Annotated in this window: 24 protein-coding genes and 2 pseudogenes; 7 read left to right on the top strand and 19 right to left on the bottom strand. The window is 68.6% G+C overall.

All coding sequences use genetic code 11. The features are described from left to right. Window positions 1-11: 11 nt before the first annotated feature. Both rplU and SACMADRAFT_RS08170 read right to left on the bottom strand, forming a co-directional pair. Window positions 12-326 (bottom strand): 50S ribosomal protein L21, encoded by a 315-nt coding sequence (rplU, locus tag SACMADRAFT_RS08175; protein ID WP_040926200.1) that lies wholly within the window; start codon window positions 324-326, stop codon window positions 12-14. A gap of 109 nt (window positions 327-435) precedes the next feature. Beyond that, window positions 436-3,384, bottom strand: a complete 2,949-nt coding sequence (locus SACMADRAFT_RS08170) for a translation initiation factor IF-2 N-terminal domain-containing protein (protein ID WP_009153328.1) — start codon at window positions 3,382-3,384, stop codon at window positions 436-438. A 480-nt stretch (window positions 3,385-3,864) separates the two neighbouring features. Here SACMADRAFT_RS08170 and SACMADRAFT_RS08165 point away from each other — a divergent pair. Then, a pseudogene (locus SACMADRAFT_RS08165) lies at window positions 3,865-5,280 on the top strand (S8 family peptidase); the annotation flags it as partial. Here SACMADRAFT_RS08165 and SACMADRAFT_RS29015 read toward each other — a convergent pair. The 3 genes from SACMADRAFT_RS29015 to SACMADRAFT_RS08155 are packed head-to-tail and all read right to left on the bottom strand — an operon-like array spanning window position 5,278 to window position 7,830. Next, window positions 5,278-6,105: an ABC transporter permease gene (locus tag SACMADRAFT_RS29015; protein WP_232285558.1), complete on the bottom strand. Its 828-nt coding sequence runs from the start codon at window positions 6,103-6,105 to the stop codon at window positions 5,278-5,280. The pseudogene SACMADRAFT_RS08165 and the gene SACMADRAFT_RS29015 sit on opposite strands and share 3 nt — an antisense overlap. Window position 6,106: 1 nt before the next feature. After that, window positions 6,107-6,919, bottom strand: a complete 813-nt coding sequence (locus tag SACMADRAFT_RS08160) for an ABC transporter permease (RefSeq protein ID WP_009153326.1) — start codon at window positions 6,917-6,919, stop codon at window positions 6,107-6,109. Further along, complete coding sequence (locus SACMADRAFT_RS08155) at window positions 6,916-7,830, bottom strand: ABC transporter ATP-binding protein (protein WP_040926199.1); 915 nt, start codon at window positions 7,828-7,830, stop codon at window positions 6,916-6,918. Before SACMADRAFT_RS08155 ends, SACMADRAFT_RS08160 begins: the two co-directional genes overlap by 4 nt. Window positions 7,831-7,960: 130 nt before the next feature. On the opposite strand from SACMADRAFT_RS08155, the gene SACMADRAFT_RS08150 reads away from it, so the two are divergent. Continuing rightward, window positions 7,961-8,890: a dihydrodipicolinate synthase family protein gene (locus SACMADRAFT_RS08150; protein WP_009153324.1), complete on the top strand. Its 930-nt coding sequence runs from the start codon at window positions 7,961-7,963 to the stop codon at window positions 8,888-8,890. Window positions 8,891-8,924: 34 nt separating this feature from the next. Here the strand turns inward: SACMADRAFT_RS08150 and ndk are convergent, their stop codons facing one another. From ndk to folC, 4 genes are all read right to left on the bottom strand, one after another. Beyond that, window positions 8,925-9,335, bottom strand: a complete 411-nt coding sequence (ndk, locus tag SACMADRAFT_RS08145) for a nucleoside-diphosphate kinase (protein ID WP_009153323.1) — start codon at window positions 9,333-9,335, stop codon at window positions 8,925-8,927. A 50-nt stretch (window positions 9,336-9,385) separates the two neighbouring features. Continuing rightward, complete coding sequence (locus SACMADRAFT_RS08140; protein ID WP_009153322.1) at window positions 9,386-10,942, bottom strand: alkaline phosphatase D family protein; 1,557 nt, start codon at window positions 10,940-10,942, stop codon at window positions 9,386-9,388. Between the two features lie 80 nt (window positions 10,943-11,022). Then, on the bottom strand, window positions 11,023-11,436 hold the full coding sequence (locus tag SACMADRAFT_RS08135; protein ID WP_009153321.1) for a DUF4233 domain-containing protein: 414 nt from the start codon (window positions 11,434-11,436) through the stop codon (window positions 11,023-11,025). Then, a complete protein-coding gene (folC, locus tag SACMADRAFT_RS08130) occupies window positions 11,433-12,911 on the bottom strand; it encodes a bifunctional tetrahydrofolate synthase/dihydrofolate synthase (protein ID WP_009153320.1) in 1,479 nt (492 codons plus the stop codon). Before folC ends, SACMADRAFT_RS08135 begins: the two co-directional genes overlap by 4 nt. Before the next feature lie 65 nt (window positions 12,912-12,976). On the opposite strand from folC, the pseudogene SACMADRAFT_RS08125 reads away from it, so the two are divergent. Beyond that, window positions 12,977-13,587: pseudogene (locus SACMADRAFT_RS08125) on the top strand (class I SAM-dependent methyltransferase). On the opposite strand, the gene SACMADRAFT_RS08120 reads toward SACMADRAFT_RS08125, so the two are convergent. Both SACMADRAFT_RS08120 and SACMADRAFT_RS08115 read right to left on the bottom strand, forming a co-directional pair. Next, window positions 13,568-13,759 carry a ferredoxin gene (locus tag SACMADRAFT_RS08120; protein WP_009153318.1) on the bottom strand — a complete coding sequence of 64 codons (192 nt, stop codon included), beginning with the start codon at window positions 13,757-13,759 and terminating at the stop codon, window positions 13,568-13,570. The pseudogene SACMADRAFT_RS08125 and the gene SACMADRAFT_RS08120 sit on opposite strands and share 20 nt — an antisense overlap. 313 nt (window positions 13,760-14,072) lie before the next feature. Then, entirely contained in the window at window positions 14,073-16,703 is a 2,631-nt protein-coding gene (locus SACMADRAFT_RS08115; RefSeq protein WP_040925602.1) for a valine--tRNA ligase, read from the bottom strand. 83 nt (window positions 16,704-16,786) lie between these two features. Here SACMADRAFT_RS08115 and SACMADRAFT_RS08110 point away from each other — a divergent pair, with 83 nt between their 5' ends. Then, window positions 16,787-17,224, top strand: coding sequence for a MarR family winged helix-turn-helix transcriptional regulator (locus tag SACMADRAFT_RS08110; RefSeq protein WP_009153316.1), 438 nt, complete (start codon window positions 16,787-16,789; stop codon window positions 17,222-17,224). After that, window positions 17,224-18,438 carry an MFS transporter gene (locus SACMADRAFT_RS08105; RefSeq protein ID WP_009153315.1) on the top strand — a complete coding sequence of 405 codons (1,215 nt, stop codon included), beginning with the start codon at window positions 17,224-17,226 and terminating at the stop codon, window positions 18,436-18,438. Before SACMADRAFT_RS08110 ends, SACMADRAFT_RS08105 begins: the two co-directional genes overlap by 1 nt. Here SACMADRAFT_RS08105 and SACMADRAFT_RS08100 read toward each other — a convergent pair. The 3 genes from SACMADRAFT_RS08100 to SACMADRAFT_RS08095 all read right to left on the bottom strand — a co-directional run bounded on the left by SACMADRAFT_RS08100 (window position 18,422) and on the right by SACMADRAFT_RS08095 (window position 20,708). After that, complete coding sequence (locus SACMADRAFT_RS08100; protein WP_009153314.1) at window positions 18,422-19,096, bottom strand: GOLPH3/VPS74 family protein; 675 nt, start codon at window positions 19,094-19,096, stop codon at window positions 18,422-18,424. The genes SACMADRAFT_RS08105 and SACMADRAFT_RS08100 overlap by 17 nt on opposite strands. 119 nt (window positions 19,097-19,215) lie before the next feature. Next, window positions 19,216-19,344 carry an MFS transporter small subunit gene (locus SACMADRAFT_RS31160; protein WP_009153313.1) on the bottom strand — a complete coding sequence of 43 codons (129 nt, stop codon included), beginning with the start codon at window positions 19,342-19,344 and terminating at the stop codon, window positions 19,216-19,218. Then, complete coding sequence (locus tag SACMADRAFT_RS08095) at window positions 19,341-20,708, bottom strand: L-lactate MFS transporter (protein WP_009153312.1); 1,368 nt, start codon at window positions 20,706-20,708, stop codon at window positions 19,341-19,343. The genes SACMADRAFT_RS31160 and SACMADRAFT_RS08095 overlap by 4 nt, the downstream gene beginning before the upstream one ends. 121 nt (window positions 20,709-20,829) lie before the next feature. Here SACMADRAFT_RS08095 and fdhD point away from each other — a divergent pair, with 121 nt between their 5' ends. Next, a complete protein-coding gene (gene fdhD / locus SACMADRAFT_RS08090; RefSeq protein WP_009153311.1) occupies window positions 20,830-21,657 on the top strand; it encodes a formate dehydrogenase accessory sulfurtransferase FdhD in 828 nt (275 codons plus the stop codon). A gap of 39 nt (window positions 21,658-21,696) precedes the next feature. Next, complete coding sequence (locus tag SACMADRAFT_RS08085) at window positions 21,697-22,620, top strand: alpha/beta hydrolase (protein WP_009153310.1); 924 nt, start codon at window positions 21,697-21,699, stop codon at window positions 22,618-22,620. A gap of 6 nt (window positions 22,621-22,626) precedes the next feature. Here SACMADRAFT_RS08085 and SACMADRAFT_RS08080 read toward each other — a convergent pair whose 3' ends face one another. From SACMADRAFT_RS08080 to SACMADRAFT_RS08060, 5 genes are all read right to left on the bottom strand, one after another. Beyond that, entirely contained in the window at window positions 22,627-23,559 is a 933-nt protein-coding gene (locus SACMADRAFT_RS08080; RefSeq protein WP_009153309.1) for a sensor histidine kinase, read from the bottom strand. A gap of 72 nt (window positions 23,560-23,631) precedes the next feature. Beyond that, window positions 23,632-23,967 (bottom strand): hypothetical protein, encoded by a 336-nt coding sequence (locus SACMADRAFT_RS08075; RefSeq protein WP_232285557.1) that lies wholly within the window; start codon window positions 23,965-23,967, stop codon window positions 23,632-23,634. Between the two features lie 37 nt (window positions 23,968-24,004). Next, window positions 24,005-25,294: an ATP-dependent Clp protease ATP-binding subunit ClpX gene (clpX, locus tag SACMADRAFT_RS08070; RefSeq protein ID WP_009153307.1), complete on the bottom strand. Its 1,290-nt coding sequence runs from the start codon at window positions 25,292-25,294 to the stop codon at window positions 24,005-24,007. 175 nt (window positions 25,295-25,469) lie between these two features. After that, entirely contained in the window at window positions 25,470-26,099 is a 630-nt protein-coding gene (locus SACMADRAFT_RS08065) for an ATP-dependent Clp protease proteolytic subunit (RefSeq protein ID WP_009153306.1), read from the bottom strand. A 25-nt stretch (window positions 26,100-26,124) separates the two neighbouring features. Beyond that, window positions 26,125-26,724: a ClpP family protease gene (locus tag SACMADRAFT_RS08060; RefSeq protein ID WP_009153305.1), complete on the bottom strand. Its 600-nt coding sequence runs from the start codon at window positions 26,722-26,724 to the stop codon at window positions 26,125-26,127. Window positions 26,725-26,732 lie beyond the last annotated feature (8 nt).

Raw genomic sequence — 26,732 nt, 5'->3', positions numbered from 1 at the left:
GGTCAGGTTCCTTACTTGTTGATGCCGGTGACCTCGACGCGGGTCAACCGCTGCCGGTGACCCTGCCGCTTGTGGTAGCCGGTCTTGTTCTTGAACTTGTGGATGCGGATCTTGGGACCCTTGGTCTGCTCGACGACCCTGCCGGTGACCGAGACCTTCGCCAGCGTGTCGACGTCCGTCGTGACCTCGTCGCCGTCGACCACCAGGACGGCGGGGAAGGTGTGCTCGGTGCCCGGCTCGCCCTCGAGCTTCTCGACCTCGACGACATCGCCAACGGCGACCTTGTACTGCTTGCCGCCGGTCTTGACGACTGCATACGCCGACACGGAAGTCTCCTGGTTACTCGACTGTGGGTTGGGGCTCATGAGGCCTGCTCCGATCGCGGGCCGTCATACAGGTTACTGGTCGGCTCCGACCTGCACTTCACGGGGGTGGTCATGAGCCGTTCTCCTGAGCGTGCACCGGTGGGCCCGCGGGCCGGGTGGCCGCGCGGCGTGGCCTCCGTGTGGTGGTGCGCGTGGCGGGCACGGGAACGGATGCCTCCGCCTCGGGTTCGGCCTTGGCCCGCGGTTCCTGCTCCGCCGAGGCTTGCGGTGCCGCCGACGTGGTTTCCTGCTCCGGCTCGGAGGTAGCCGACGTGCTCGGCCGGGTCTGCTCCGCCGGTGGTGCCGTCTCCTCCTCGTGTGCCTCCTGGGCGGGCTCCGGGCTGCGCTGCGGTCTGGCCACCCGCCGGTGCCTGGCCCTCGACTCCTTCGCCCGCTCGCGTGCGGTCTCGGGTTCGGTCACCTCCGCCCGTGGTTGCTGCTCCTGAGCGTGGCCGTTGAGCTTCGGAGCTTCCTCACCCTGCCCGCCGTCGTCGGACTTGCCTGCCGACTTGGAGGCGTTGGCCATCGCCTGGACCGCCGACACCACGGACTCGCGCTGCTCGGGTGTCGGAACCGGCTCCGCCGACTTCGACTCCGCCTCCTCGGCCTTGGCCTTGTTTCGCGACCGTCGCGACTGACCACCGCCTCCTCCGCCGCCGCCGTTGCCCGCACCGCGCTGCGGTTCCGACGAGACGATCACACCACGGCCCTTGCAGTGCTCACACGTCGTCGAGAAAGCCTCCAGCAGCCCGGTACCCACGCGCTTGCGGGTCATCTGCACGAGGCCGAGCGAGGTCACCTCGGCGACCTGGTGCCGGGTGCGGTCCCTGCCGAGGCACTCGGTGAGCCTTCGCAGCACCAGGTCTCGGTTGGATTCCAGCACCATGTCGATGAAGTCGATCACGATGATGCCGCCGATGTCGCGCAGCCGCAGCTGGCGGACGATCTCCTCGGCGGACTCGAGGTTGTTGCGGGTGACGGTCTCTTCCAGGTTGCCGCCGGAGCCGGTGAACTTGCCGGTGTTGACATCGATCACCGTCATCGCCTCGGTGCGGTCGATGACCAGGTACCCGCCCGAGGGCAGCCACACCTTCCTGTCCAGCGCCTTGGTGAGTTGCTCGTCGATGCGGTAGTCGGCGAAGACGTCGCCCTTGCCCGCGTAGCGCTTGAGGCGGTCGGAAAGGTCGGGGGCGACGTGGTCGACGTAGGCGTGGATGGTCTCCCACGCGGTGTCGCCCTGCACCTCCAGCTTGGCGAAGTCCTCGGTGAACAGGTCCCGCACCACCTTGACCAGCAGGTCGGGCTCCTCGTAGAGCAGCGCGGGCGCGCCGGACTTCTTACCGGAGGCGGACTCGGCCTTCTCCTTGATGACCTCCCACTGCGCCTTCAGCCTGCGCACGTCCCTGGCGAGTTCCTCCTCGCTGATGCCCTCCGACGCGGTCCGGATGATCACGCCCGCGTCCTCGGGCACGATCCGCTTCAGGATGTCCTTGAGCCTGCGCCGCTCGTTCTCCGGCAGCTTGCGCGAGATGCCGGTGGCGCCACCTGCCGGGACGTACACCAGGAACCGCCCAGGTAGCGAGATCTGGGTGGTGAGCCTGGCACCCTTGTGCCCGACCGGGTCCTTGGTGACCTGAACCAGCACGTTGTCGCCGGTGGCGAGCGCCTGCTCGATCTTGCGGGCCTTGCCCTCCAGCCCGGCGGCGTCCCAGTCCACCTCACCGGCGTAGAGGACGGCGTTGCGGCCCCTGCCGATGTCGATGAACGCGGCCTCCATCGAGGGCAACACGTTCTGCACCCGGCCGAGGTAGACGTTACCGACGATCGAGCCGCTGCCCGAAGAGGTGACGAAGTGCTCGACGAGCACACCGTCCTCGAGTACGCCGATCTGGGTGGAGTCTCCCCGCTCGGCGACGACCATGGTGCGCTCGACCGATTCACGTCGGGCGAGGAACTCCGCCTCCGACAAGATCGGCGCGCGCCTGCGCCCCGCCTCCCTGCCGTCCCTTCGCCGCTGCCGCTTGGCCTCGAGCCGGGTCGACCCACGAACGCTGCGGACACCGTCACGTGGCTCGGTCTTGGCCTCGGTCTTGGCCTCGGACTTGGCTTCGGACTTGGCCTCGGACTTGGAGTCACGGACGTGGGTGACCGTGTTCGGTGGGTCGTCCGGGGTCGCCTCGGTGGCGTCGTCGTCGCCGCTCTTACGGCGCCGCCGCCTGCGTCGACGCTTGCTCGCCGACTCCGACTCTTCTGCCTCGCCACCGTCCTCCGGCTTGCTCGGGGCGGATTCGGCCTTCTCCTCCTGCTGCTTGTCCTCGCCACCTGCCGCGGTGTCGGAGCTCTCCTGCTCGTCGGCCAGCTCCTCGCCACCCTTGCCTCGGCCCCGGCCACGACGTCCGCGACGGCGCCGCCTGCGACCGCCACTCTCACCGGAGTCGCCGGAATCGCCGGAATCGCCGGAATCGCCGTCGTCGCCGGAATCGCCGGACGGTTCCTCCCGGCTGTGCCCGGCATCCTGGTCTTCTTCGGCCTGCTGCGGCTTGGCACGCGACGGCTGTTCCGCCGCGACCGGCTCCGGCGGCAGGAACACCGGGGACGGCGCCGCGAACACCGGGGTGGCAACTGGCTGCGGTGGCGTACTCGGCTCTGCCGGAGCCACCGGCGGTGGCGTCGCGGCGACCGGCGGCGGCTGTGAGGACACCGCCTGTGCCGTGTCTTGCGACTCACCGGGCTCGGCGGCCGCCCCGGTCGCGGGCGCGGCCGTCTCGGCCAGAGCGCTGTCGAGCACCCCGAGCGATTCGGCCACCTTGAGTGCCACGTCCTTGTGAACCCCTGACTGCGGGCTGCGGGCTTCCTCGCCCAGGTCTGCGAGCTTGGCCAGCACCTCGCGGCTGCTGGCGCCGAGCAGCTTGGCCAAGGCGTGGACCCTGATCCTGTTCGGCAGTTCCGCCAGCGCAGCGGCTGTGGATGTGGCGGTAGTCCCGCCAGCGTTCTCGGCGGGTGTCTCCGCGTTCGACATACATCTCCTCCGCCCCCGGGCGCGTTCAACACGCGGCCGCGCAGGGGCCGTTTCCTGTTTTGTACCGCCGTGGTGGGCTGCACCGCCGACGGGAATCCTTGCCTCTCGCGCCGCCGAGGTGCCGGGTGACCGGCACACCGCCGACGGCAGGTCCCACGGTGCCGCGCCGAGCAAGCCCGCGCGTTCGACGCCTCCCAGATCGTCCAGCCGCCCGGCACCTTGCGCGCGGCGGCGACGACCTTCTTCGACTCTTTCAGCACGTCACCGGGCCACCAACCGCTGCGCCCCACCCGTACGGCGGCGGCAACGGCTCGGTAACCAACACCGAGTATCCCACACGGCGAGCACGTCATCGCGCGCTCGGTGGCGAGCGCCTCTCGGCCGGGGGAACTTCCGGTTCCGGCTTGTCCCTCTCCGGCACGCTGGTTAACGTGCGCCCCGGCAGGGAAAAAGCCGAGTCAGTGGCAGACGGAGGCCGGCGTGCGCGGGCGTGGCAGCGTGGTTCTCGCGTGTGTCACTCTCGCGCTCAGCGGCCACCTCGGTGTGACAAGCGCCACCGCGGCACCGGCGAGTCCCTGCGACGTGGACGGTCCACAGCTGCGTTATGTCGTGCTGTTCGACAAGGGCACCACCGCGCCTACCGCGCACCGACAGATCCGGGCCGCGTGCGGCACCGTCACCGACTACTACCCGGAGATCGCGGTCGGTGTCGCCGTGTCTTCCACCACCCTGTTCGCCGAGCGCATCGGTCCGCAACGGGCGTTCAGCGCGCAAGCGGCTCGGCTCGCTCGGCGCGGTCCAGGGTCGGCAGTGCCGGGGAACGCGCCGCGGATACCGTCGCGGACCGGCACGGACGTCACCACCGCCGACCGCAGCGCCGAACAGTGGAACCTGCGCGCGATCAACGCGACCGCCGCGCACAGCGTCGACGTGGGCAGCCGGGATGTCGTCGTGGGCGTCCTGGACTCCGGAATCGACCCCGCGCATCCCGACCTCGCGGGCACGGTGGACGCGGAACTGTCGGTGGGTTGCCTGTCCGGCTCGCCGGACCACGCCCGCTCGGCGTGGGAACCGACAACCTCGGGGCACGGCACTCACGTCGCGGGCATACTCGCCGCCGCCGACGACGGCAGGGGCATCACCGGTGTGGCCCCTGGTGTGCGGCTGGCATCGGTGAAGGTCATCGACGAGCGCGGCTACGTCGATCCCGAGGCCGCCGTCTGCGGGCTGCTGTGGGCCGCCCGCAACGGCATGCAGGTCACCAACAGCAGTTACCTGGTGGCGCCGTGGCCGACGTCGTGCGCATCCGGCAGCGGACAGCAGGTGGTACACGAAGCGCTGGCCAGGGCCGTGGAGTACGCCGAAGCGGCGGGCACGCTCACCGTGGCGGCGGCGACCAACGAGGGCGTGCAACTGACCCGCTCCAACCCGAGCGGTATCGCGGCCGCGGCTGACAGCAGCAGTTGCGAGGCACTGCCTGCCGGGTTGCCGCAGGTGGTGGCCGTCTCCTCGGTCGAAAGCTCAGGCGTCAAGGCTGCCTACAGCTCGCACGGGCTCGGCGTGATCGACCTCACCGCCCCAGGGGGCGGCACCGACGACTGCGTGCTGTCGACGGTGCCGTCCGGATACGAGTCGATGTGTGGAACGTCGATGGCGGCACCGCACGTGGCCGGGGTCGCGGCGCTGCTGGCCTCCCGGCTGCCCGGCGCGACGCCCCGCGAGTTGCGCGCGGCGCTGACCGGGCAGGCGTCCGCTCTGGCGTGTCCCACCGACTACGACGTGGCGGGCGACGGCACCCAGGACGCCTACTGCACCGGCTACAGCGGCTACAACAGCTTCTACGGACACGGCATGGTCGACGCATTGGCCGCGGTGTCGGCGTTGCCAGCGGGCTCAGCGCAGCAGCAGGCGGTGCAGCCTGCGCGACGTCCCGTAGAGCCCAACGACCGCCAGGACGAGCAGGTACGCCAGGTGCCCGAGCATCGAGACGTCGAGCACACCGACCGAAAGCCCCCTGGTCAGCTCGACGCCGTGATACAGCGGGAGGCACTGCACGACTACGCGCAGCGCCTCGGGGTAGACGGTCAGTGGGTAGAAGGTCGTTGAGAACAGGAACATCGGCACCACGGCGAGCTGGATGAAGTCGAACTGCGACGGCGATCGCAGGAACGTGGCGCAAGCCATACCCACCGAGGCGAACGCGAAGGACACCAGCAGCGCCACCGGCACCAGCAGCAGCGCCCATGGCGAGACCACCAGACCCATCCCGGTCATCACGCCGAAGAACGCCAGCGCGTAGAGGCCGCCCCGCAACACTGCCCAGCCGATCTCGCCGAGCGCGATGTCGAACGGGCCGATGGGTGTCGCCAGCATCGCGTCGTAGGTCCTGTCGTACCGGAACTTGAAGAACACCCCGAACGTGGAGTCGAACACCGCGCCGTTCATCGCGGAGGCAGCGAGCAGTGCGGGCGCGACGAAAGCGACGTAGCTCATCGGTTGCCCACCCGGCCCGGTGACCGCCGAGACGAGCCTGCCGAAGCCGATCTGGAACGCCAGCAAGTAGAACAGCGGCTCGACGAGACCGGAAACGAACACCAGCCAGCCGCGCGAGTAGGACAGCGCGGAACGCTCGATGATCGCCTTCGCGTGGCCGGAGTACAGTCCGGGCGGCAACACCCGCGGCAGCAGTCCTCGGCGGGGTCTCGACTCCAGGAGTGTCACGCTAGCTCGCCAACCTTCGGTAGAAGTAGCGCCGCGCGAGCAGCCCACCGACGGCGAACAACGCCACCAGATAGGCGACATGGCCGAGCGTGGGCAGCACCTGAAGGCCTTCGAGCGTGACACCGCGGGCGAGCTCGTTGCCGTGCCACAGCGGCGAGATCCAGGCCAGCCAGCGCAACGCCTCCGGGATCTGGCTGATTGGGAAGAACGTCCCGGAGAACAGCATCATCGGCATGACAACGAACCGGAAGATGGACGTGAACCGGGTGCCCTCGTCGTAGGTGGTGGCCGCGACGGCCATCACCACCGCGGCACACGCCAGACCGGTGCCCACCCCGACCAGCAGCACCAGCAGCACGCCCGCGTTGAGCCAGGCGCCGAACGCCCATGCCACCAGCACGTACACGCTGCCGGCGAGGAACAGTCGAAGTCCCACCCAGATCAACTGCCCGCCGAGCAGCTGGCCCGGGCTGACCGGAGTGGCGGTGACGGCGTAGTAGTCCCGCTGCCACTTGAAGCCGGACAGCACCGGAAAGCTGGACTCCCCGACCGCGTTCTGAACCGCGCCCGCCACCAACAGCGCCGGTGCGACGAAGTGGAGGTAGGAGAACCCTCCGGTGGCGGCACCCGGCCGCACCTGGGAGCCGAAACCGACACCCATGGCCAGCAGGAACAGCAGCGGTTGCAGCCCGGAGGAGTACAGGTTCGCGGTCCAGTAGCGCCGGTACCAGACCCAGTGGCCCTCCACCCGCAGCCACGCCGCCCGCCACGAGCCGACAACCCGCCCGGCCGCGGTCGTGCTCGCCACCGTCATTCCGCCAGGCTCCGTCCGGTCAGCCGCAGGAACACGTCCTCCAGCGTGCTGCGGCGTACCAGGCTGGACACCGGTCGCAGCCCCCTGGCGTGGGACCGCTCCAGCGCGGTCTCGCCCTCGTCGGTGTAGACGAGCACCCGGTCCGGGAGCACTTCGACGCGCTGTCCGAGGTCGTCGACCTGCCCCGCGGCCGTCTCCTGCTCGCCGGGAAGGAAGCGCATCTCCAGCACCTCGCGGGTCGAGTAGCGCTCGATGAGGCCCGACGGCGAGCCCTCGGCCACGATGTGCCCGTCGTCCATGACGACCAGGCGGTCGCAAAGCTGCTCAGCCTCGTCCATGTAATGCGTCGTGATGATCAGCGTCACGCCGGTGGACTTCAGCCGGAACAGCCGGTCCCACAGCAGGTGTCGGGCCTGCGGGTCGAGTCCGGTCGTCGGCTCGTCGAGCAGCAGCAGCTCGGGATCGTTCACCAGTGAGCGCGCGATGGTGAGCCGCCGCTTCATCCCACCGGAGAGGGGCTCCACCTCGTCATCGGCTCGGTCGGTGAGTTGGGCGAACTCCATCAGCTCCCGCGCCTTGGCCCGCACGTGCGCCCGCGAAAGCCCGAAGTAGCGGCCGTAGACCTGCAGGTTCTGCCGCACCGTCAGCTCGGAGTCCAGATTGTCCTGCTGCGGCACCACCCCGATGCGGGCACGGATACGCGGGCCGTCGCGGTCGGGGTCCATACCCAGCACCCGCAACTCACCCTCCGAGCGCGGCGACACACACGCGATCATGCGCATGGTCGAGGACTTTCCCGCCCCGTTGGGGCCCAGAAAACCGAACGCCTCCCCCTGCCTGACGTGCACATCGATGCCGCGCACGGCTTCGAAGTCGCCGAAGCGCTTCACCAGCGCCTTGGCTTCCACCATCGCTGTGTCGTCCACTCCAGCGACCCTGCCACGACCCTGCGACAGAAATCGAGTTGTTTTGCCCCCGCCGCCGCACGGCCCATCATCGTTAGGACACGGCCGCCGAGAGCCACAGGGAAGGACGGGACCAGTGACCCAAGAGTTGACGGCGCCCGCACTACACGGTGTCATACCGCCGCTGGTGACCCCGCTCGACGAACGAGGCGAGGTTGACCGGCGTTCGCTGGAACGTGTGGTGTCGGACCAACTGGACGCCGGGGTGCACGGCGTGTTCGTCGGCGGGTCGACCGGCGAGATCGCGCTGCTGGACACCGCACGGCGCACGGCTGCCATCGAGGTGGTGACCGCCACGGTGGCCGGGGCGATACCGGTGCTGGCGGGAGCCGTGGACACCGGGACGTTGCGGGTGGTGGAGCACGCGCGGCAGGCCGTGCGGCTCGGTGCCGACGCCGTGGTGGTGACAACCCCGTTCTACATCCGGCCGCACCGCGACGAGATTGTCGAGCACTTCCGGCGGGTGCACGCGGCCGTGGACGCGCCGGTCATCGGCTACGACATCGTCAGCGCGACCGGTTCGCGGCTGACGGCCGACATCGTCGCCGAGTTGGCGGATTCTGGTCTGATCGCGGGTCTGAAGGACTCCAGTGGGGACCTCGCGAGCTTCCGCGAGATCCTGCGCCGTACGGAGCTGCCCGCGTTCACCGGTTCGGAGTTGCTCGCCGACACGGCGGTTCGGCTCGGCGGCGCCGGAATCGTGCCGGGACTGGGCAATGTGGACCCGCACGGCTATGTGCGCCTGTACCGCGCCGTGCGGGAGAACGACGTCGAGGCCGCCTCAGCCGAGCAGGACAGGTTGGCCCGGCTGTTCACCATTACCTCGGTGGCCGATCAGAGCCGGATCGGGCTCACCGCGTCGGTACTCGGGGCGTACAAGGCGGCGATGGCGCTGCGTGGCCTGATCGATCACCCTGGCACCTGCCCGCCGTTGCTGCCGCTGAACGAGGCCGAGACGCGGATGATCGCGGACATCCTTTCCGATACCGGCCTGCTGGGGTCGTGAGAGCAGCACTCGCCTCACGACCCCGGCGCGGCGGTCACAGGTCGGGGAACCAGAGTTTCAGCTCCCGCTCGGCCGACTCCGGCGAGTCGGAGCCGTGCACCAGGTTGAACTGCGTTTCGAGCGCGAAGTCGCCGCGCAGCGTGCCGGGGGTGGCCTTGTCAACCGGATCGGTGCCCCCGGCCAGCTGCCGAAACGCCGAGATGGCACGGGGGCCTTCCACGGCGATGGCCACGACCGGACCGGAGGTGATGAACTCGAGCAGTTCGCCGAAGAAGGGCTTGTCCTTGTGTTCGGCGTAATGCTCCTCGGCCACCGACCGCTCGACGGCGCGCAGGTCCATCGCGGCGAGGGTCAGTCCCTTGCGTTCGATACGCGAGATGACCTCGCCGACGAGGCCCCGCTTGACGCCGTCGGGCTTGACCAGAACCAACGTGCGCTCACTCACAAGCTGTTACTCCTTCATCGACTGCTACCAAGTGTGCCGGTGTGGGCAGCCTAACCGTCACCTTCCCGACGGCGTGGCCGCAGGGTCTTCGACCACAGCGCCGCGCCGGTGCCGTCGCGCAGGTCGACCGTCAACTCCCCGGTGGTTGCGTTCACGTTCACCTCACCGAAGTGCTGGTAGCCGTCCATCGGTGAGGTGTTGGGCGTCGGCGGCGCGTGTACGAACACCGCCTCGGGTCCGAAGGTGGGATCGAGGTTGTTCGGCCCGAACGCGCCCGCGTTGAGCGGACCGGACACGAACTCCCAGAACGGCTCGAAGTCGCCGAAGGCGGCGCGGTCGGGCGAGTAGTGGTGCGCCGCCGTGTAATGCACGTCGGCCGTCAGCCACACCACGTTGTGCACCCGGCGCCTGGAGATCTCCGAGAGCACCCAGGCGAGTTCGCTCTCACGGCCGCCGGGGGCGCCGGGCAGGCCGTTGGACACGCCCTCGATGTCGTTGCCGTCGGGTACGACAAGCCCGACGGGCAGATCAGCCTGGACGATCTTCCAGGTGGCCTTGCTGCTCGCCAGCGCACGCACCAACCAGTTCGCCTGCCTGCTGCCCAGCACCGAGCCCGGTCGGGTGCGGTCGGAGGTGTTGGCGTCCTTGTAACTGCGCATGTCAAGCACGAAGACCTCGACCGGCCCGTAGCCGAAGCTGCGGTACACCCTGCCGTCGACGGCCGCTTTCGCGTCGATGGGCTGCCACTCGTGGAAGGCCTGGAACGCCCGCCGCGCCAGCACGTCCACCCGCTTCTCGGTGTACTGCGGCAGGTCGAGGATCTCACCGGGGTACCAGTTGTTCACGACCTCGTGGTCGTCCCACTGCACGTAGCTGGGCACGGCGGCGGCGAAGGCACGCACGTTCTCGTCGAGCAGGTTGTAGGCGAACTGCCCCCGGTACTCGTCGAGGGTCTGCGCCACCCGTGCCTTCTCCGACGTGACGATGTTGCGCCAGGTGCGCCCGTCCGGCAGCGACACGGTCTCGGTGAGCGGCCCGTCGGCGTACACGCTGTCGCCGTTGTGCAGGAAGAGGTCCGGCTGCCGCGCGGCCATCGCCGCGTACGCGGTCATACCGCCGATGTCGGGGTTGATGCCCCAGCCCTGGCCCGCGACGTCGCCCGACCACACCAGCCGCACGTCGTCGCGGCGGGTCGGCGCGGTGCGGAACCGGCCGGTCAGCGGTGCGCTGGTGGCCCGCCCGTCGAGGTCCTCGGCGGTGACCCGGTAGTGCACCTCGGCGCCCTTCGGCAGCCCGGTGAGGCGCACCTTGCCGGTGCCGCCGGTACGCGGGGACAGCACCGGACCCCGCACCACCCGCGCCCTGCGGAAGGAGGGGTCGCGCGCGATCTCGACCACCATGCGCGACGGGCGATCGGCCCTGGTCCACACGATCGCGGAGTGTGACGAGACGTCGCCGGACTGCACGCCGTGCGTCAACCGCGGCCGTCCCGCGCGGATCAGCGCGGCGGCCGGTGTCGCGCCGAGCACACCGGTGGCCACGACGCCCGCGCCGAGCACACCTGCCTTGAGCACGCCTCGGCGGGGAAGGGGGTTTTGTTCACTCATGCCGGAACATCTATCCGGTCAACCGGGCCAGTGGGACAACTGCGGTGGTCGGCACGGTGAACTGCCGCGGACCTGTCCGGTCAGCAATCCTGCTGCTGGCTCGGTAACCGTCCCTGCGCCATGCGAGTGGCGACGTCGTGGCGCAGCCACATCAACCACAGCCACACGGCGAGGAAGAGCACTCCGATGACCGCCACCGATGGCAGTGCGACCACGAACGCGATCAGCCCCGCCTGCAGCGCCAGGATCACCCACATCGACCAGGGTCTGCGCAGGACCGCGCACGACAGCAGGAGCGCGGCGGCGATGCCGATCACCGTCCAGCCCTGCAGACTGCTGATGCCCGCGCCGAGTTGGGCGACAACCGGCAACGCGAGCCCCACCACGATGGCCTCGATGACCAGGATGCCCGCCTGCACACCCCGGAACGACTTCATCGGGTCCTTGGCGGGCGGTGCCGCGGGCTCCGTACCGGACCGCTGATCCTCACTCATTCCGGCTCCTTGCCGAACAGCGTGCGTGCCTCACCGACGGTCACCACGGACCCCGTGATGAGCACGCCACCACCGGCCAGCGGCTCCTCCGGGTCGTCGGTCTGTTCCACCAGCGCGACCGCGGACTCGATCGCGGCGTCCAGTACGGGCTCCACGGTCACTCGCTCCTCGCCGAAGACGGAAACGGCCAACTCGGCGAGTTCGGCGACAGGCATGGCGCGTGGCGAGGAACTCGCGGTCACCACCACCTCCGACACCACCGGCTCGAGTGCCTCCAGGATGCCGAGCGCGTCCTTGTCGCGCAGCACGCCGATCACCGCCGCCAGCCTGCGGAAGGCGAACTCGGCGTCGATGGTGGCGGCCAGCGCCGCTGCGGAGTGCGGATTGTGGGCGGCATCCAACAACACCGCGGGAGCGGCGCGGACGCGTTCCAGCCTGCCCGGTGTGCGCACCTCGGCGAAGGCCTCGCGCACCGCTTCCACCACCAGTTGCCGGTCCTTGCCCGCTCCGAAGAACGCCTCCACTGCGGCCAGCGCGAGTGCGGCGTTGGCGGCCTGGTGCGCACCGTGCAACGGCAGGAAGACCTCGTCGTAGACGCCTCCGAGGCCCTGCAGCCGCAACAGCTGACCGCCGACGGCCACGTCCCTGGACAGCACGCCGAACTCGCTGCCCGCCCTGGCGACGACCGCGTCGACTTCCACAGCGCGTTCCAGCAGTACGCGTTCGGCGTCGGGGTGTTGTTCGGCGAGCACCGCGACGGCACCGGGCTTGATGATCCCGGCCTTCTCACCAGCTATCGACGTCAGTTCGCTGCCGAGGTACTCGGCATGGTCGAAGTCGATCGGGGTGAGGACGGCGACCTGCCCGTCGGCGATGTTGGTGGCGTCCCAGGAGCCACCCATTCCGGTCTCCAGCACGGCGACTTCCACCGGGGCGTCGGCGAAGGCGGCGAACGCCATGCCGGTGAGCACCTCGAACTTGCTCATCGGCGGCTCGTCCGGGCCACCCGCCTTGTCGACCATCGACACGAAAGGCTCGACGTCGCGGTAGGTGTTGACGTAGGTCTCCGCCGAGATCGGTGCCCCGTCGATGCTGATGCGCTCGGTGACCAGCTGCAGGTGAGGGCTGGTGTAGCGGCCGACCCGAAGGCCCAACCTCGTCAGCAGAGCCTCGATCATCCGAGCCGTCGAACTCTTGCCGTTGGTGCCTGCGACATGCACGACGGGATATGTCACCTGCGGATCACCGAGCAGGTTGGCCAGTGCCCTGATGCGCGTCAGCGACGGCGCGATCTTGGTCTCCGGCCAGCGCTTGTCGAGTTCGTTCTCGACGGCCAGCAACTCCTGGCGTGCCCGCCGTTGGATCGCGGCCTCGTCGACCGGTTCCAGCTCCGACTCGTCGTCCGGCAACGGGCCAGCGATGAAGTTGTCCCCTGCCGACAGTTCCGGGGGAAACTCCTGGTCGTCGGACGGCACGCGCACTCCCAAACAGTTCGACTGGCTAGCACCGAGTCTACGTGCGGCCCCACTAGCCTGGCCGCGTGCCCTTCGACCACAACGACCACTACCACCGGCTGTTGTTACGCCACGTGCCGTCCGGGGCGAGCACCGCACTCGAGGTTGGCTGCGGCACCGGCAAGTTCGCCCGCAGCCTGGCGGGGGCGGGCCTGGACGTGGACGCCGTGGATCCGGCGGCCGACGTGCTCACCGTGGCGAAGGCGTTGGGCTCGCCAGGACCGGGCCGGATCTCCTACCGGCAGGCGGATATCCGGTCGGTCGCGCTCGAGCCAGGCCACTACGACGTCATTTCGTGCCTGGCATCGCTGCACCACGTGCCGTTCGACACTGTCGCGGCACTGCGGGACGCGCTCGCACCCAACGGTGTGCTGCTGGTGCTCGGGTTGGCAAAGCCGGGTTCGGTCGCCGACCGGGCGCGCTGGGCCGCCGCGGTACCGGGCAACGTGGTGGCGCGGGCGCTGGTACGCGTGGCGGAGGAACTGGGCGGTGGGGTGGATGCCCTGCCCTCGCCCCCGGTGCGCGCGGCGACCATGTCGCTGGCCCAGATCAGGCGAGAAGCGGTCCGGCTGCTGCCCGGCAGCCGAGTGCGCGTACTGGCGTTCGGCGCTACCTGCTCACGTATCGCGCAGCCTGAGCGCCCCTGACGGGCACGAGTCCACGGCCTCCCGCGCGGCTTCGGCGTTGTCGGGTCCGGGGTTGTCGGTACGCAGCACCACTATGCCGTCGTCGTCCTGGTCGAACACGTCCGGCGCGGTCATCGCGCAGACCCCGGCGGCGATGCAGATGTCTCGGTCGGCTTCGATCACGGTCCCTGCCTACCACGCGTCCCACCACCCGCGCACCTCCGCCGCGAGTCCCCCGCTCCTGCCCGCGAGTCCCCCGCTCCTGCCCGCGAGTTCCCCGTTCCCGTCCGCAAGTTCCCCTCTCGCGGGCGAAGCCGGACCGGGCCGCCGAATGCGGAATTCGCGGTACGGGGGCGCAGAGCTCAGGGCTCTGAACGCAGCACTCGCGGTCCCGAACGCAGCACTCGCGGTCCCGAACGCAGCACTCGCGGTCCCGAACGCAGCACTCGCGGTCCCGAACGCAGCACTCGCGGTCCTGGACGGGGGGCTCGCGGCGTCAGGCGGGAAGGCTCGACAACCTGGCGTTGATGCGCTCGATATCGGCCGCGGCGGTGTCCCGGCGGGCGCGAATCTTGTCCACCACATCCGCGGGCGCCTTCTCCAGGAACGCCTGGTTGCCCAGCTTGCCCTCGGTCTGCTTGAGCTCCTTCTCCGCCGCTGCCAGGTCCTTCAGCAAGCGCTTGCGTTCGGCGGCCACGTCGATCGTCCCCGAGGTGTCCACCTCGACGGTCACCATGCCCGCTGACAGCGCCACCTCCAGCGACGCCGTGGCCGTGAAGCCCTCCCCCGCCTCGCTCAGCCGTGCGAGTGCGCGCACCGCGCCTTCGTGGTCGGCGAGCGCCGCGAAGCCGGGACCGACCAGCCGGGTCGCCACCCGCTGCCCCGGCTTCAGCCCCTGGTCGGAACGGAACCGGCGGATCTCGGTGACCAGCTTCTGCACGTCCTCGATACGGGCGTCGGCCTGCGGATCGGGCGATGGCAGGCCCAGCTCGGCCGGGATCGGCCAGCCCGCGACCACCAGCGACTCGCCGCCGGTCAGCGTGATCCACAGCCGCTCGGTGATGAACGGAATGAACGGGTGCAGCAGCCGCAGCACGGTGTCCAACACGTGCCCGAGCACGAGCCTTGTCGAGTCCGCCTGCTCGCCCGCGAGCTGCACCTTGGCCAACTCCAGGTACCAGTCGCACAGCTCGTCCCAGGTGAAGTGGTAGAGCAGGTTGGTTGCCTTGGCGAACTGGAAGTCCTCGATCAGCTCGTCGGCCTCGGAAACCACCGTGCCGAGCCTTCCCAGTATCCAGCGGTCGGCCTCGGTGAGCTGGTCCGGACCAGGCAACGGCTGCTCGACGCTCGCACCGTTCATGATGGCGAACCGGCTGGCGTTCCACAGCTTCGTGCAGAAGTTGCGCGAACCGGCGGCCCATTCCTCGGCCAGTGCCATGTCCGCGCCGGGGTTGGCTCCCCTTGCCAGCGTGAATCGGGTGGCGTCCGCGCCGAACCGGTCCATCCAGTCCAGCGGGTCGATCACGTTGCCCCGCGACTTCGACATCTTCTTGCCACTGGCGTCGCGGATCAGGCCGTGCAGGTAGATGTGGTCGAACGGCTGCACCCCGTCCATGGCGTACAGGCCGAACATCATCATCCTGGCCACCCAGAAGAACAGGATGTCGTAGCCGGTGGACAGCACACTGGTGGGATAGAACTTGGCCAGGTCGTCGGTACGCTGCGGCCAGCCCATCGTGGAGAACGGCCACAGCCCTGAGGAGAACCAGGTGTCCAGCACATCCGGGTCCTGCTGCCAGCCCTCGCCTGTCGGCGGTTCCTCGTCGGGTCCGACACAGACCATCTCGCCGTTCGGGCCGTACCACACCGGGATGCGGTGGCCCCACCACAGCTGGCGAGAGATCGTCCAGTCGTGCATGTTGTCGACCCAGTCGAAATAGCGCTTGGCGAGTTCCGGCGGATGCACGAGGGTGCGCCCGTCCCGCACCGCCTCGCCAGCCGCACGTGCCAGCGGCTCGACCTTCACCCACCACTGCAGCGACAACCTCGGCTCGACGACGGTGTCGCAGCGGGAACAGTGGCCGACGGCGTGCACGTAGGGGCGCTTCTCCGCGAGGATCCTGCCCTGCTCGCGCAGCGCCGCGACGACGGCGGGCCTTGCCTCGAACCGGTCCATGTCCTCGAACGGGCCCGGCACGGTGATCACCGCCCGTTCGTCCATGATGGACGGCATGGGCAGGCCGTGCCGCCTGCCGATCTCGAAGTCGTTGGGGTCGTGTGCGGGCGTCACCTTGACCGCGCCGGAGCCGAACTCGGGGTCGACGTGCTCGTCGGCGACGATCGGGATACGGCGGCCGGTGAGCGGCAGTTCCACCTCGGTGCCGACGAGGTGGCTGTAGCGCTCGTCGTCGGGGTGCACGGCGACGGCGGTGTCACCGAGCATGGTCTCGGCGCGGGTGGTGGCCACCACGATGGCGTTGTCGCCTTCGCCGTAGCGGATGGAGACAAGCTCGCCGTCGTCGTCGGAGTGATCCACCTCGATGTCGGAAAGCGCCGTCTGGCAGCGCGGGCACCAGTTGATGATGCGCTCGGCACGGTAGATGAGGCCGTCGTCGTAGAGCTTCTTGAACATCGTCTGCACGGCGCGGGAAAGCCCGTCGTCCATGGTGAAGCGCTCGCGCGACCAGTCGACGCCGTCACCGAGCCGCTTCATCTGGTCGAGGATCTTGCCGCCGTACTCGGCCTTCCACTCCCAGACCCGCTCGACGAAGCGCTCCCTGCCCAGGTCGTGTCGCGACATCCCCTCGTTCGCCAGTTCGCGCTCGACGACGTTCTGGGTGGCGATGCCCGCATGGTCCATGCCCGGCAGCCAGAGCACCTCGTATCCCTGCATACGCCTGCGGCGGGTGAGGGCGTCCATCAGCGTGTGGTTGAGGGCGTGGCCCATGTGCAAGCTGCCGGTGACGTTGGGGGGCGGCAGCACGATGGTGAAGGGCGGCTTCTTCGAGGCCGAGTCCGCCTCGAAATAGCCTGCGGCTACCCAGCGCTGGTAGATCCCGGCCTCCTCGTCGGCCGGGTTCCAGGCGCTGGGCAGGTCGGTTTGCTGCTGAGCCGCGTTCTCCGTCACAGCCGACAAGTCTACGAACCCGCCGCGCCGACCTGCACGGTGCTCCGATACACAGTTGGAACTGCACAGTCTAGGCTGATGGCATGACTGGTGTCCCTCCTTCGGTGGCCGAACTGGCCGGACAACTGCGCGGCGCGATCGGTCAGCTACTACGACGGCTTCGCCAGGTCGACAACGCGGGCGTGCTCACCCCAACCCAGTCGGCCGTGCTCGGCAGGCTGCACAGGGAAGGACCGGCCACGCAGGCCGAGTTGGCGACCGCCGAACACGTCAGGCAGCAGTCGATGTCGGCCACGCTGGCCGCACTCGACGAGCTGGGCTACCTGAACCGCAGCAGAGACCCCGACGACGGTCGCCGCACCGTGATCTCACTTTCGGAGCTGGGCACGAAGACCGTGCTCGGCGTGCACCAACACCGCGACGAGTGGCTGGCCGCGGCGCTCGCCGAGGACTTCACACAGCAGGAACGGGACCGGCTGGCCGAGGCACTGCCGCTGCTGCGCAGGCTCGCCCAGCGTTGATGACCACCACGACGAAACCCGTCATCGGTGCGCGGCTGGTCGCTCCGCTGGTCGCCAGCGCGGTGCTCAACCCGATCAACTCGACGATGATCGCGGTCGCGCTGGTACCCATCGGTCGGACGTTCGACGCCGGACCCGCCGAAACGGCTTGGCTGATCACCAGCCTCTACCTCGCTACCGCGATCGGTCAGCCGATCGCGGGCGTACTGGTCGACAAGTGGGGGCCGCGCCGGGTCCTGCTCGGGGGTGCGGCCGCCGTCGCCGCGGCCGGCCTGGCAGGCACATTCGCGCTCTCCCTCGACTGGCTGATCGGGGTGCGCATGCTGCTCGGCTTCGGCACCTGCGCGGGGTTCCCCGCCGCGATGGCCGTACTTCGCAGGCAGTCCGACGCCACCGGAGCGGGTGTTCCCGCGGGAGTGCTGGCGGTGCTGTCGATCTCGGCCCAGACCATCATGGTCGTCGGCCCCACTCTCGGCGGCGCGCTGACCGGCTTCTTCGGCTGGCCCGCCATCTTCGCGGTCAACATCCCGCTGGCCGTCGGCGCCATGGTGCTGGCGTGGCTGTGGCTGCCCGCGGATCGACCCGCGCCCCGGGCGCGTTCCCGCCTCGATGTGCGTGGGGTGCTCACCAACGGCCCGATACTGCGCACCTATCTCCGCCAGGCCCTTGCCTTCCTGGCGATCTACACGATCATGTTCGGCTACGTCCAGTGGCTACAGGCCGACCGGGGGCTGTCGGAGGTTGCCGCGGGGCTGCTGCTACTGCCCATGTCGGCCGTCGCGATGGGCGCCGCCGCCCTTTCCGGGCGCGCGAGCGGGCTGCGGGCACGCCTGGTGCTGTCGGTGCTGGCACTTGCGGGCGGCTCCGGATTGCTGCTGGCGGTGCAGCCGAGTTCGTGGACCGGGATACTCGTAGCGGTGGCCGCGATGTTCGGCCTCGCGCAGGGCCTGACGAGCGTGACCAACCAGACCGCGTTGTACAGCCAGGCAGGCGCTGGACTGATCGGGACGGCCAGCGGGTTCTTCCGCACCGCCCAGTACGTCGGCGCCGTGGCCGCTTCCGCGCTGATCGCGGTGTGCTTCGGCGAGCACCCGAGCGCGGCGGGGCTGCACCGGATGGCGCTGGCGCTGCTGCTGATCGCCGTGGCCCTGCTGGTGGTCACGCTGGTCGACCGTGGCCTGCGGCAGCAGTCGCGGGCTACGTCGCGCCGGTGACGATCGTGGGGACGAACAGCGCGGCCATGACGGCGGAGGTGATCTCCTCGACGGCCCTGCGTAGCGCGTCGCCCGCCCAGTTGCCCTCGGCGATCTCGGTGGCCCTTCGCTCGACCAGCCGCGGGTCCCTGCCACCGACGACCTGCTTGGTCACCCCCATACCCGCGAGCAATGCGACAAGCGCCGTCGTGCGTTCGTTGGGCTGGTGCCCGTCGACCAGTACGCGGTTGAGTTCCGCCCTTGTCCGCTGCTCGTGTCGTGAGTCCTCGGCAGGCCAGCGGGTGGTGGGGAAGAGTCCCAGCACCCTGCCCTGCTCCCGTCGCAGGATCCCCCGTTGCACGAGGCCGTCCAGCAGCTGCCGCGAGAGTCCGCCCCTGGCCAGCGGACCGATGACGTCCTTCGGCTTCTTGCCCTCCATTTTGGACATGGTGGCGAGGGCGTCGTCCAGCGTCGCCTCGCCGGTGGGCGTACTGTCCCGGATCACCATTCTGCCGGCCTTGCCCTCGTCGGCATCGGTTGTCACATCGATGCGGCCGAGCATGGCCAACTCGATCAGTACCGCCCCGGCCAGGGAGTACTCGAGATTCGAGACCCCGTCGACGGGCTTTCCTGCCTTGTCGTCGAACAGCAGCAGCAGCAGGTCTTCGGCGATGAGCATGCCGCAAAGCCTAGCCGGGCCCGGCGGCTCGCGCCGTCACGCGAAGGGACCACCGGCACAGCAGGCGGGTGAGCACTTCCCGTGGCGGGCGACCCGCCGGGCCCGAACCGACTGCTGTGTCAACCGCCGATCAGCTGCAATACCTTGCGGACGAGTTCGTACACCCCGTAGGCGAACGGCAGTCCCACCCAGGCCCACACCAGCACCAGTAGCCCGGCACGGCGCTGAGCCGTCGTCTGCTCGCTCACTGCGACTCCTTTCGGGACAGCGGCGGGTTGTCCTCCACCGGCTCGTGGAATTTCGGATCGACCGGCCGGACCAGTTCGTTGGCCACGAAGCCGACGACGAGCAGGCCCATCATGATGAACAGCGACGTGGTGTAGAGCGCTGGACCGGTCTTGCCCGCAGCCTCCTGGCTGTCTGCGATGGCATTGATGATCAGCGGCCCCAGCACGCCCGCCGTGGACCACGCGGTGAGCAGCCTGCCGTGGATGGCGCCGACCTGGTAGGTGCCGAACAGGTCCTTAAGGTAGGCGGGAATGGTGGCGAAACCGCCCCCGTAGAAGGAAAGGATCACCATCGCGCTGAGGATGAAAACGATCTTCGACGAGTTCGTCGTCAAGGCGATGACCAGGTACAACAGTGCGCCGACACCGAGGTAGAACCGGTAGATGTTGCGCCTGCCGACAATATCCGATGTAGACGACCAGACAAAGCGGCCCAACATGTTGGTCAGCGAAAGCAAAGCCACGAAACCCGCGGCAGCACCCGCGCCGACGGGCACCGAGGTCTCGGCGAAGAAGTCGCGGATCATCGGCGAGGCCTTCTCGAGAATGCCGATCCCCGCCGTGACGTTGAGGCACAGGACGAGCCACAGCAGCCAGAACTGCGGCGTGCGTAGCGCGTTGTTGGCCGACACGTTGGCCGTGGTGACCATCGCGTTGCCGCTGTCGCCGTTTCCGGGCTTCCACCCGGCGGGACGCCAATCCTGCGCCGGAACCCGCACCAGCAGTACGCCCATCGACATGAAAACGGCATAGACCACACCGTGGACGGCGAACGTGGTGGCGATCCCCGCGTTGTCGGTGCCGAAGGACTGCAACATCTGGCTCGACCACGGCGACGCGATGAGCGCGCCGCCGCCGAAACCCATGATGGCGATGCCCGTGGCCATCCCCGGCCGGTCGGGGAACCACTTGATCAGCGTGGAGACCGGCGAGATGTAGCCGATCCCGAGCCCCACCCCGCCGACCACCCCGTAGCCGAGGACGACCAGCCAGTACTGCGAGCTCGCCACGCCGAGCGCCGAGATGAGAAAGCCCGACGAGAAGCACGACATCGCCACGAACATGGCCCAGCGTGGCCCGTTGCGCTCCACCAGTGTCCCGCCGAAAGCCGCCGACAGCCCCAGCATGACGATGCCGAGCTGGAAGGGTAGAGCACTCTGCGTTCCGCTCAGCCCGAGTGTTTCCTCGAGCGGAGGTTTGAACACGCTCCAGGCGTAGACCTGCCCGATCGCCAGGTGCACGGACAGCGCTGCGGGTGGGATGAGCCAGCGACTCCAGTTCGCTGGTGCGATGCTGTGGGAACGGTCAAGGAAGCCGAGTGCCACTTCGGCACCTCCGTAGACTGAATACTGTCTAACTGTATGCGTCGCGCGGCGAATGTATACAGCAACGACGCGGACACAGCAAGTAGCTGTCGAATATTGGGATCGCGAGGAGTGGTGCCCCATGGGCCGAGTCACGGTACGCAGGCCGGTGCGGATGTTGACCTCGCACGGCGTGCGGCGCAGGCCGGACGCCCTCGCGGCCGAGGAGCCGCTCGAGATCAGGGTTTCAGGAAAGCCGCTCGCCGTCACCATGCGCACTCCCGGACACGACGTCGAACTCGCACACGGCTTCCTGCTCTCCGAAGGGGTGATCGGTGACAGCGAGGACGTCGCGCTCGCCCGCTACTGCGACAGCCTCGACGATCAGGGCCGCAACACCTACAACGTCCTCGACATCGCGCTCGCCGACGGCGTGCCGCCGCCCGAGACCGGGGTCGAGCGCAACTTCTACACCACCTCTTCCTGTGGCGTGTGCGGCAAGGCCGCGCTGGACGCCGTGAAACTGAGGACCAGGTATTCGCCTTCGGGCTCGCCGTTCACCATCACCCCGAACCTGCTGGCCGAACTGCCGGACGTGCTGCGCGCCCGGCAGCGAGTTTTCGCGGCCACCGGAGGGCTGCACGCGGCCGGCCTGTTCACCTCGGAGGGGTCCTTGCTGACCGTGCGGGAGGACGTCGGCAGGCACAACGCCGTGGACAAGGTGCTGGGATGGGCATTGCTGGAGCGCCGGGTCCCGCTGTCGGACTGCGGGTTGCTGGTGTCCGGCCGCGCCTCCTTCGAACTGGTGCAAAAGGCCGCCATGGCGGGTATCCCGATGCTCGCGGCGGTCTCCGCACCGTCGTCACTTGCTGTGGAACTCGCGGAGGAGAACGGGATGACGCTCGTCGGCTTCCTGCGGGGACAGAGCATGAACCTTTACACGGGCGAAAAGCGGATCATGGAAGGCTGACGCCGTCACGGTTCGACAACGAGCTTTGCGGGGTGGTGCGTGTCGGCGGCGGACACCGACGAGCCGAAGCGGTACCGGATCGGAAGGCGCGGCCTGCTGCTGGGGACGCTGGGCGGTATGGCGGCCGCGGGCGTGGCGTCGTTCAGCGCGGGGTCCCGGTCGCTGGACTGGGCGTTGCGAAGCTCGATCACCATATCCTCACCGCTGCAGGGAGCCGGCTTCACCCGGCTGGAACGGGTTTACTCGCGTGCTCGCGGCCGCGAGGTCGAGTTGGCGCTGACGCTGCCTACCCGGAACCCACCGGCGGGAATGCCGATATCTCTGCTGTTGCACGGACGTCGCGGGTCGGCGCGCACGGCGGCTCCGGACGGGCTGGCCCAGTGCCTGGCCGACGCGGTGGCACGCAGGAGGGTGCCCGCGTTCGGCTTCCTCGCCGTCGACGGCGGTGACAGCTACTGGCACGAGCACCGGCCCGGCGACGACCCCATGGGCATGCTGCTGTTCGAGGTGCCCAACTGGCTGAAGGAGCTACGGCTGTCCGGCGAGGGCGGAGTCCCGTTCGCATCCGCCGGCATCTCGATGGGCGGTTTCGGCTCGTTGCTCTATGCCAGGCGCCGTGCGCAGCAGCGCAGCCCGCTGGGAGCGGTCGGCGTCATCTCCCCGGCCCTGCTGACCAGCTGGCAGCAGATGCGCAAGCGTCGCGCCTTCAACGGCCCGCGCGACTGGGCTTCGATGGATCCGCTGCGTCACATCCGGGACATCGGCGACGTGCCGATCGGCGTGTGGTGCGGCACGCGAGACCCGTTCATCTCCGGGACGCGCCGGTTCATTCGCACGGCCGAGCCTGAGGTGGCGGTCACGGCCGAGGGCAAACACAACGGGGAGTTCTTCAGCCGGGTCGCGCCCGGCCTGGTCGCCTTCCTCGGCAGGCATGCGCCGAGGCCGGTTCGCCAGGGATCCTGATCGCGATCAGCCGCGCAGGTAGATCCGGGTGGTGGTGCCCTCGGGCGTGGAGTGGGTGCGCACCAGGTCGACGACCCGGTGGACGAGAAGCAGGCCCCTGCCACCCAACTGGCGCGGGCTCGCGGGCCTTCGGCCTGCGAGCGGGTCGCTGAGGTACCCGCGGTCGGAGACCTCGGCGATGACGTCACCGTGCTCGCGCCACACCCGAAGCACACCCGAGCCGCCGCCGTGCTGGACGCTGTTGGCACACAACTCCGCCACAGCGAGCGCGAAGTCGTCCAGCCGGTCCTGGCTGAGGCCGAGCGCGGCGCCACGTGCGACGGCGACGTGCCGAGCCTTGGTGAGGCTGCCGAGGTCGAAGGAGAACTCCTCGGCGTCCGGCGGGGCTGTCAGCGGCAGGTTGTATCGCGAAAACGCCTCATCGGGGGCATATCCCTCGCTGGCTCGCGTGCCCGACTCGTCCGCGATCACCGGATGGGTGGCGTGCGCATCGGCGAGTGCCTGTTCGGACAGCCGGGAGGTGTCGTAGGGGCACAGAATGGTCACCGCCGACCCCGCGAAGGACGCGTTGATCAACGCTTCGTGCTGGACACAAGCCGGGTACTCCGCACTCGAGCGCTCCGGCCAGATCGGCTCACCGAGAACTCGGACTCTGCCCTGGTGAGCGTCGGCGAAGTCATGCAAAACGGAAGGGATGATGCGACCGGGATTGCGGCCGACCTCGGCCATGTCCAGTAACCGGACGTCCCGGGCCGCCGGACCCAGCGCGGCCTCGATGCGGTCGAGCTTCGGCCCGGGCACCGCGACGGCAACCGGCTTCCCCGCGGCGAGTCCCTCGAGCACGAACGGCACGACACCTGCCAGATAACTGGAGTCGTCGTGATAAAGCAGCGCCTGATGCGAGAACTCGCCCGCACCCAGCTCGCTGATTGCTGTCACTACAACCGTGTCCCATTTCGGTCGTTGCCCTTAACCCGTACGGGCTATCCAGAGAACCCGGCAGGCAAACCTTCACCGGAGGATACGGCCCACAAGCGCTACAAGCCATATACAGACAGCAACACTCGTGGCAAGCAGCGTCACCCACGCGACGAGATTCCGGTCGCTCGAAGCGTTGCGAGCTCGCCACTGCGCGTAGGCAGCGACGGACAGTGGCAGCAACGGCAACAGCGGCAGGGCCGACATTCTGGTGATCGTCGCGAGCAAGCAGACGGCACCCAGGACCCCGAGCACCACGATGAGGGCCAGGTGGGTTCGCGGATGACGCAACCGTCCTACCGCGACCATGCCCTGCCACAACTGTGTTACGTCGGCACGCTCGCTGCCGCTGTCGCGACCTTCAGGCATCGGCGTCATGGTTGTTCAGCGAGCCATGCGCACCGGCTCAGGCCGACTTCTCGCCGCGCTCTCGCTGCCGCCGCGACGGTTGCCGCGACACGATCGTCGGGTTGACGTTCTCCCGGACGGTCTGCTCCGTGATGACGACCTTCGCCACGTCGTCGCGGCTGGGGATGTCGTACATCACCGGCTGCAGCACCTCCTCCATGATCGCGCGCAACCCCCTCGCGCCGGTCCCCCGCAGCAGGGCCTGGTCGGCGATCGCCTCGAGCGCGGTCTTGGTGAACTCGAGTTCGACGTTGTCCATCTCGAAGAGGCGCTTGTACTGCTTGGTCAAGGCGTTGCGCGGCTGGGTGAGGATCTGCACCAGCGAAGGCTTGTCCAGGTTCGTCACGCTGGCCACGACCGGCAGCCTGCCGATGAACTCGGGGATCAGCCCGAACTTGATCAAGTCTTCGGGCATGGTCTCGCTGAAGATGTCGCTTTCCTCGATCTCACGCTTGGTGCGGATCTCCGCCCCGAAGCCGAGCCCGCGCTTGCCGATCCGATCGTTGATGATCTTCTCGAGGCCCGCGAACGCACCCGCGACGATGAACAGCACGTTCGTGGTGTCGATCTGGATGAACTCCTGGTGCGGGTGCTTGCGTCCACCCTGCGGCGGCACCGACGCCGTGGTGCCCTCGAGAATCTTCAGCAGCGCCTGCTGCACACCCTCGCCCGAGACGTCACGCGTGATCGAGGGGTTCTCGGACTTGCGCGCGATCTTGTCGACCTCGTCGATGTAGATGATGCCCGTCTCGGCCCGCTTGACGTCGTAGTCCGCAGCCTGAATGAGCTTCAGCAGAATGTTCTCGACGTCCTCGCCGACGTAGCCCGCCTCGGTCAGCGCGGTGGCGTCCGCGATGGCGAACGGCACATTGAGCAGCTTGGCCAGCGTCTGCGCGAGGTAGGTCTTGCCGCACCCGGTGGGGCCGAGCATCAGAATGTTCGATTTGGCCAGCTCGACGGGCTCGTCCTTGGAGTCCTTCGGGTTCTTGCCCTCGGACTGGATGCGCTTGTAGTGGTTGTATACCGCTACCGCCAGCGTCCGTTTCGCCTCGTCCTGCCCGATGATGTACTGCTCGAGGAACTCGTGGATGTCGGCGGGCTTGGGAAGCTCGTCGAGCTTGACGTCACCCGCCTCGGCGAGTTCTTCCTCGATGATCTCGTTACAGAGGTCGATGCATTCGTCACAGATATAGACGCCAGGGCCGGCGATGAGCTTCTTCACCTGTTTTTGGCTCTTGCCACAAAAGGAGCACTTCAGCAGGTCTCCGCCGTCGCCGATCCTTGCCATGACCGCTGACCTCGTCCCCTCCGGTGCCGATGAACACCTGACTCGTGCGTTGCCACTGACGGTACCCGCCCAACGCGCCCGGCGGGAGCCTAACGGCAATTCGGACGCGCGCGGGCCAACCCTAGTACTGCGGACGGGTGCGTGTCGGCAGGCGACACGCACCCGTCCGCGAACGTCAGACCTCGGCGGACGCCTTGCGGTACGACAGCACCTCGTCGATGATGCCGTACTCCTTGGCTTCCTCCGGGGTGAGGATCTTGTCGCGCTCGATGTCGGCGCGGACCTCGTCCGCCGACTTGTTCGTGTGCTTGGCCAGCGTGGTCTCCATCAGTCGCCTGACCCGCTGGATCTCCCTCGCCTGGATCTCCAGGTCCGAAACCTGGCCGTAGGCGCCCTCGGTGGCGGGCTGGTGGATCAGCACGCGGGAGTTGGGCAGCGCGAGCCGCTTGCCCTTCGTCCCGGCCGCGAGCAACACGGCCGCCGCGGACGCGGCCTGGCCGAGGCAGACGGTCTGGATGTCGGGGCGCACGTACTGCATGGTGTCGTAGATCGCCATGAGGGCCGTGAAGGAGCCACCCGGGGAGTTGATGTAGATGATGATGTCGCGGTCGGGGTCCTCGTGCTCCAGGTGCAGCAGCTGGGCCATCACGTCGTTGGCCGACGCGTCGTCCACCTGCACCCCCAGCATGATCTGCCGCTCCTCGTACAACTTGTTGTACGGGTTGGACTCCTTGACCCCGTAGCTGGTGCGCTCCACGTAGGAGGGCAGCACGTACCGGGACTGCGGAAGATATGGACTGGTCATAGTGTTTTGCTCCTGCCGTGCCCGGTCAGTTGGAGTTCGAGTTCGGATGCGGGTGCTCGCGGGTCAGCACCTGGTCCACGAAGCCGTAGTCCTTGGCTTCCTCGGCCGTGAACCACCGGTCGCGATCACCGTCGGCGATGATCTGCTCCACGGTCTGACCTGTCTGCTCAGCGGTGATCTTCGCCAGCTCGTACTTCCACTTGCTGAACACCTCGGCCTGGATGGCGATGTCGGAAGCAGTGCCACCGACACCCGCCGAAGGCTGGTGCATCAGGATGCGCGCGTGCTGTAGCGCGTAGCGCTTACCGGGAGTACCCGAGGAGAGCAGGAACTGGCCCATCGACGCCGCCAACCCCATCGCGTACGTGGCCACGTCGGGCTCGATGAGCTGCATCGTGTCGTAGATCGCGAAGCCGGCCGTCACCGACCCGCCCGGCGAGTTGATGTAGAACCGGATGTCGGCCTGCGAGTCCTCGGCGGCCAGCAGCAGCAGCTGCGCGGTGATGCGGTTGGCGACCTCGTCGTTGACCTCGGAGCCCAGCACCACGATGCGCTCCTGAAGCAGCCGCTCGTACACCGAGTCGGTCAGGTTGAGCCCCGCTGTGCTGGTTCGCCCCTCTGGCATGTGCTGCG

The organism is Saccharomonospora marina XMU15 (genome assembly GCF_000244955.1).
In the GTDB taxonomy this organism is placed as follows: Bacteria; Actinomycetota; Actinomycetes; order Mycobacteriales; family Pseudonocardiaceae; genus Saccharomonospora_A; species Saccharomonospora_A marina.
Note: the sequence above shows the minus strand (reverse complement) of the source record. Positions and strands in the feature narration are given on the sequence as shown.

Excerpts from the sequence above, each read along its gene's own strand:
- SACMADRAFT_RS08170 (WP_009153328.1), bottom strand. The coding sequence starts at position 3,384 with ATGTCGAACGCGGAGACACCCGCCGAGAACGCTGGCGGGACTACCGCC.
- SACMADRAFT_RS08160 (WP_009153326.1), bottom strand. The coding sequence starts at position 6,919 with ATGACGGTGGCGAGCACGACCGCGGCCGGGCGGGTTGTCGGCTCGTGG.
- SACMADRAFT_RS08155 (WP_040926199.1), bottom strand. The coding sequence starts at position 7,830 with ATGGTGGAAGCCAAGGCGCTGGTGAAGCGCTTCGGCGACTTCGAAGCC.
- SACMADRAFT_RS08140 (WP_009153322.1), bottom strand. The coding sequence starts at position 10,942 with ATGAGTGAACAAAACCCCCTTCCCCGCCGAGGCGTGCTCAAGGCAGGT.
- SACMADRAFT_RS08135 (WP_009153321.1), bottom strand. The coding sequence starts at position 11,436 with ATGAGTGAGGATCAGCGGTCCGGTACGGAGCCCGCGGCACCGCCCGCC.
- SACMADRAFT_RS08110 (WP_009153316.1), top strand. The coding sequence starts at position 16,787 with ATGACTGGTGTCCCTCCTTCGGTGGCCGAACTGGCCGGACAACTGCGC.
- SACMADRAFT_RS08105 (WP_009153315.1), top strand. The coding sequence starts at position 17,224 with ATGACCACCACGACGAAACCCGTCATCGGTGCGCGGCTGGTCGCTCCG.
- SACMADRAFT_RS08100 (WP_009153314.1), bottom strand. The coding sequence starts at position 19,096 with ATGCTCATCGCCGAAGACCTGCTGCTGCTGCTGTTCGACGACAAGGCA.
- fdhD (WP_009153311.1), top strand. The coding sequence starts at position 20,830 with ATGGGCCGAGTCACGGTACGCAGGCCGGTGCGGATGTTGACCTCGCAC.
- SACMADRAFT_RS08075 (WP_232285557.1), bottom strand. The coding sequence starts at position 23,967 with ATGCCTGAAGGTCGCGACAGCGGCAGCGAGCGTGCCGACGTAACACAG.
- clpX (WP_009153307.1), bottom strand. The coding sequence starts at position 25,294 with ATGGCAAGGATCGGCGACGGCGGAGACCTGCTGAAGTGCTCCTTTTGT.
- SACMADRAFT_RS08065 (WP_009153306.1), bottom strand. The coding sequence starts at position 26,099 with ATGACCAGTCCATATCTTCCGCAGTCCCGGTACGTGCTGCCCTCCTAC.
- SACMADRAFT_RS08060 (WP_009153305.1), bottom strand. The coding sequence starts at position 26,724 with ATGCCAGAGGGGCGAACCAGCACAGCGGGGCTCAACCTGACCGACTCG.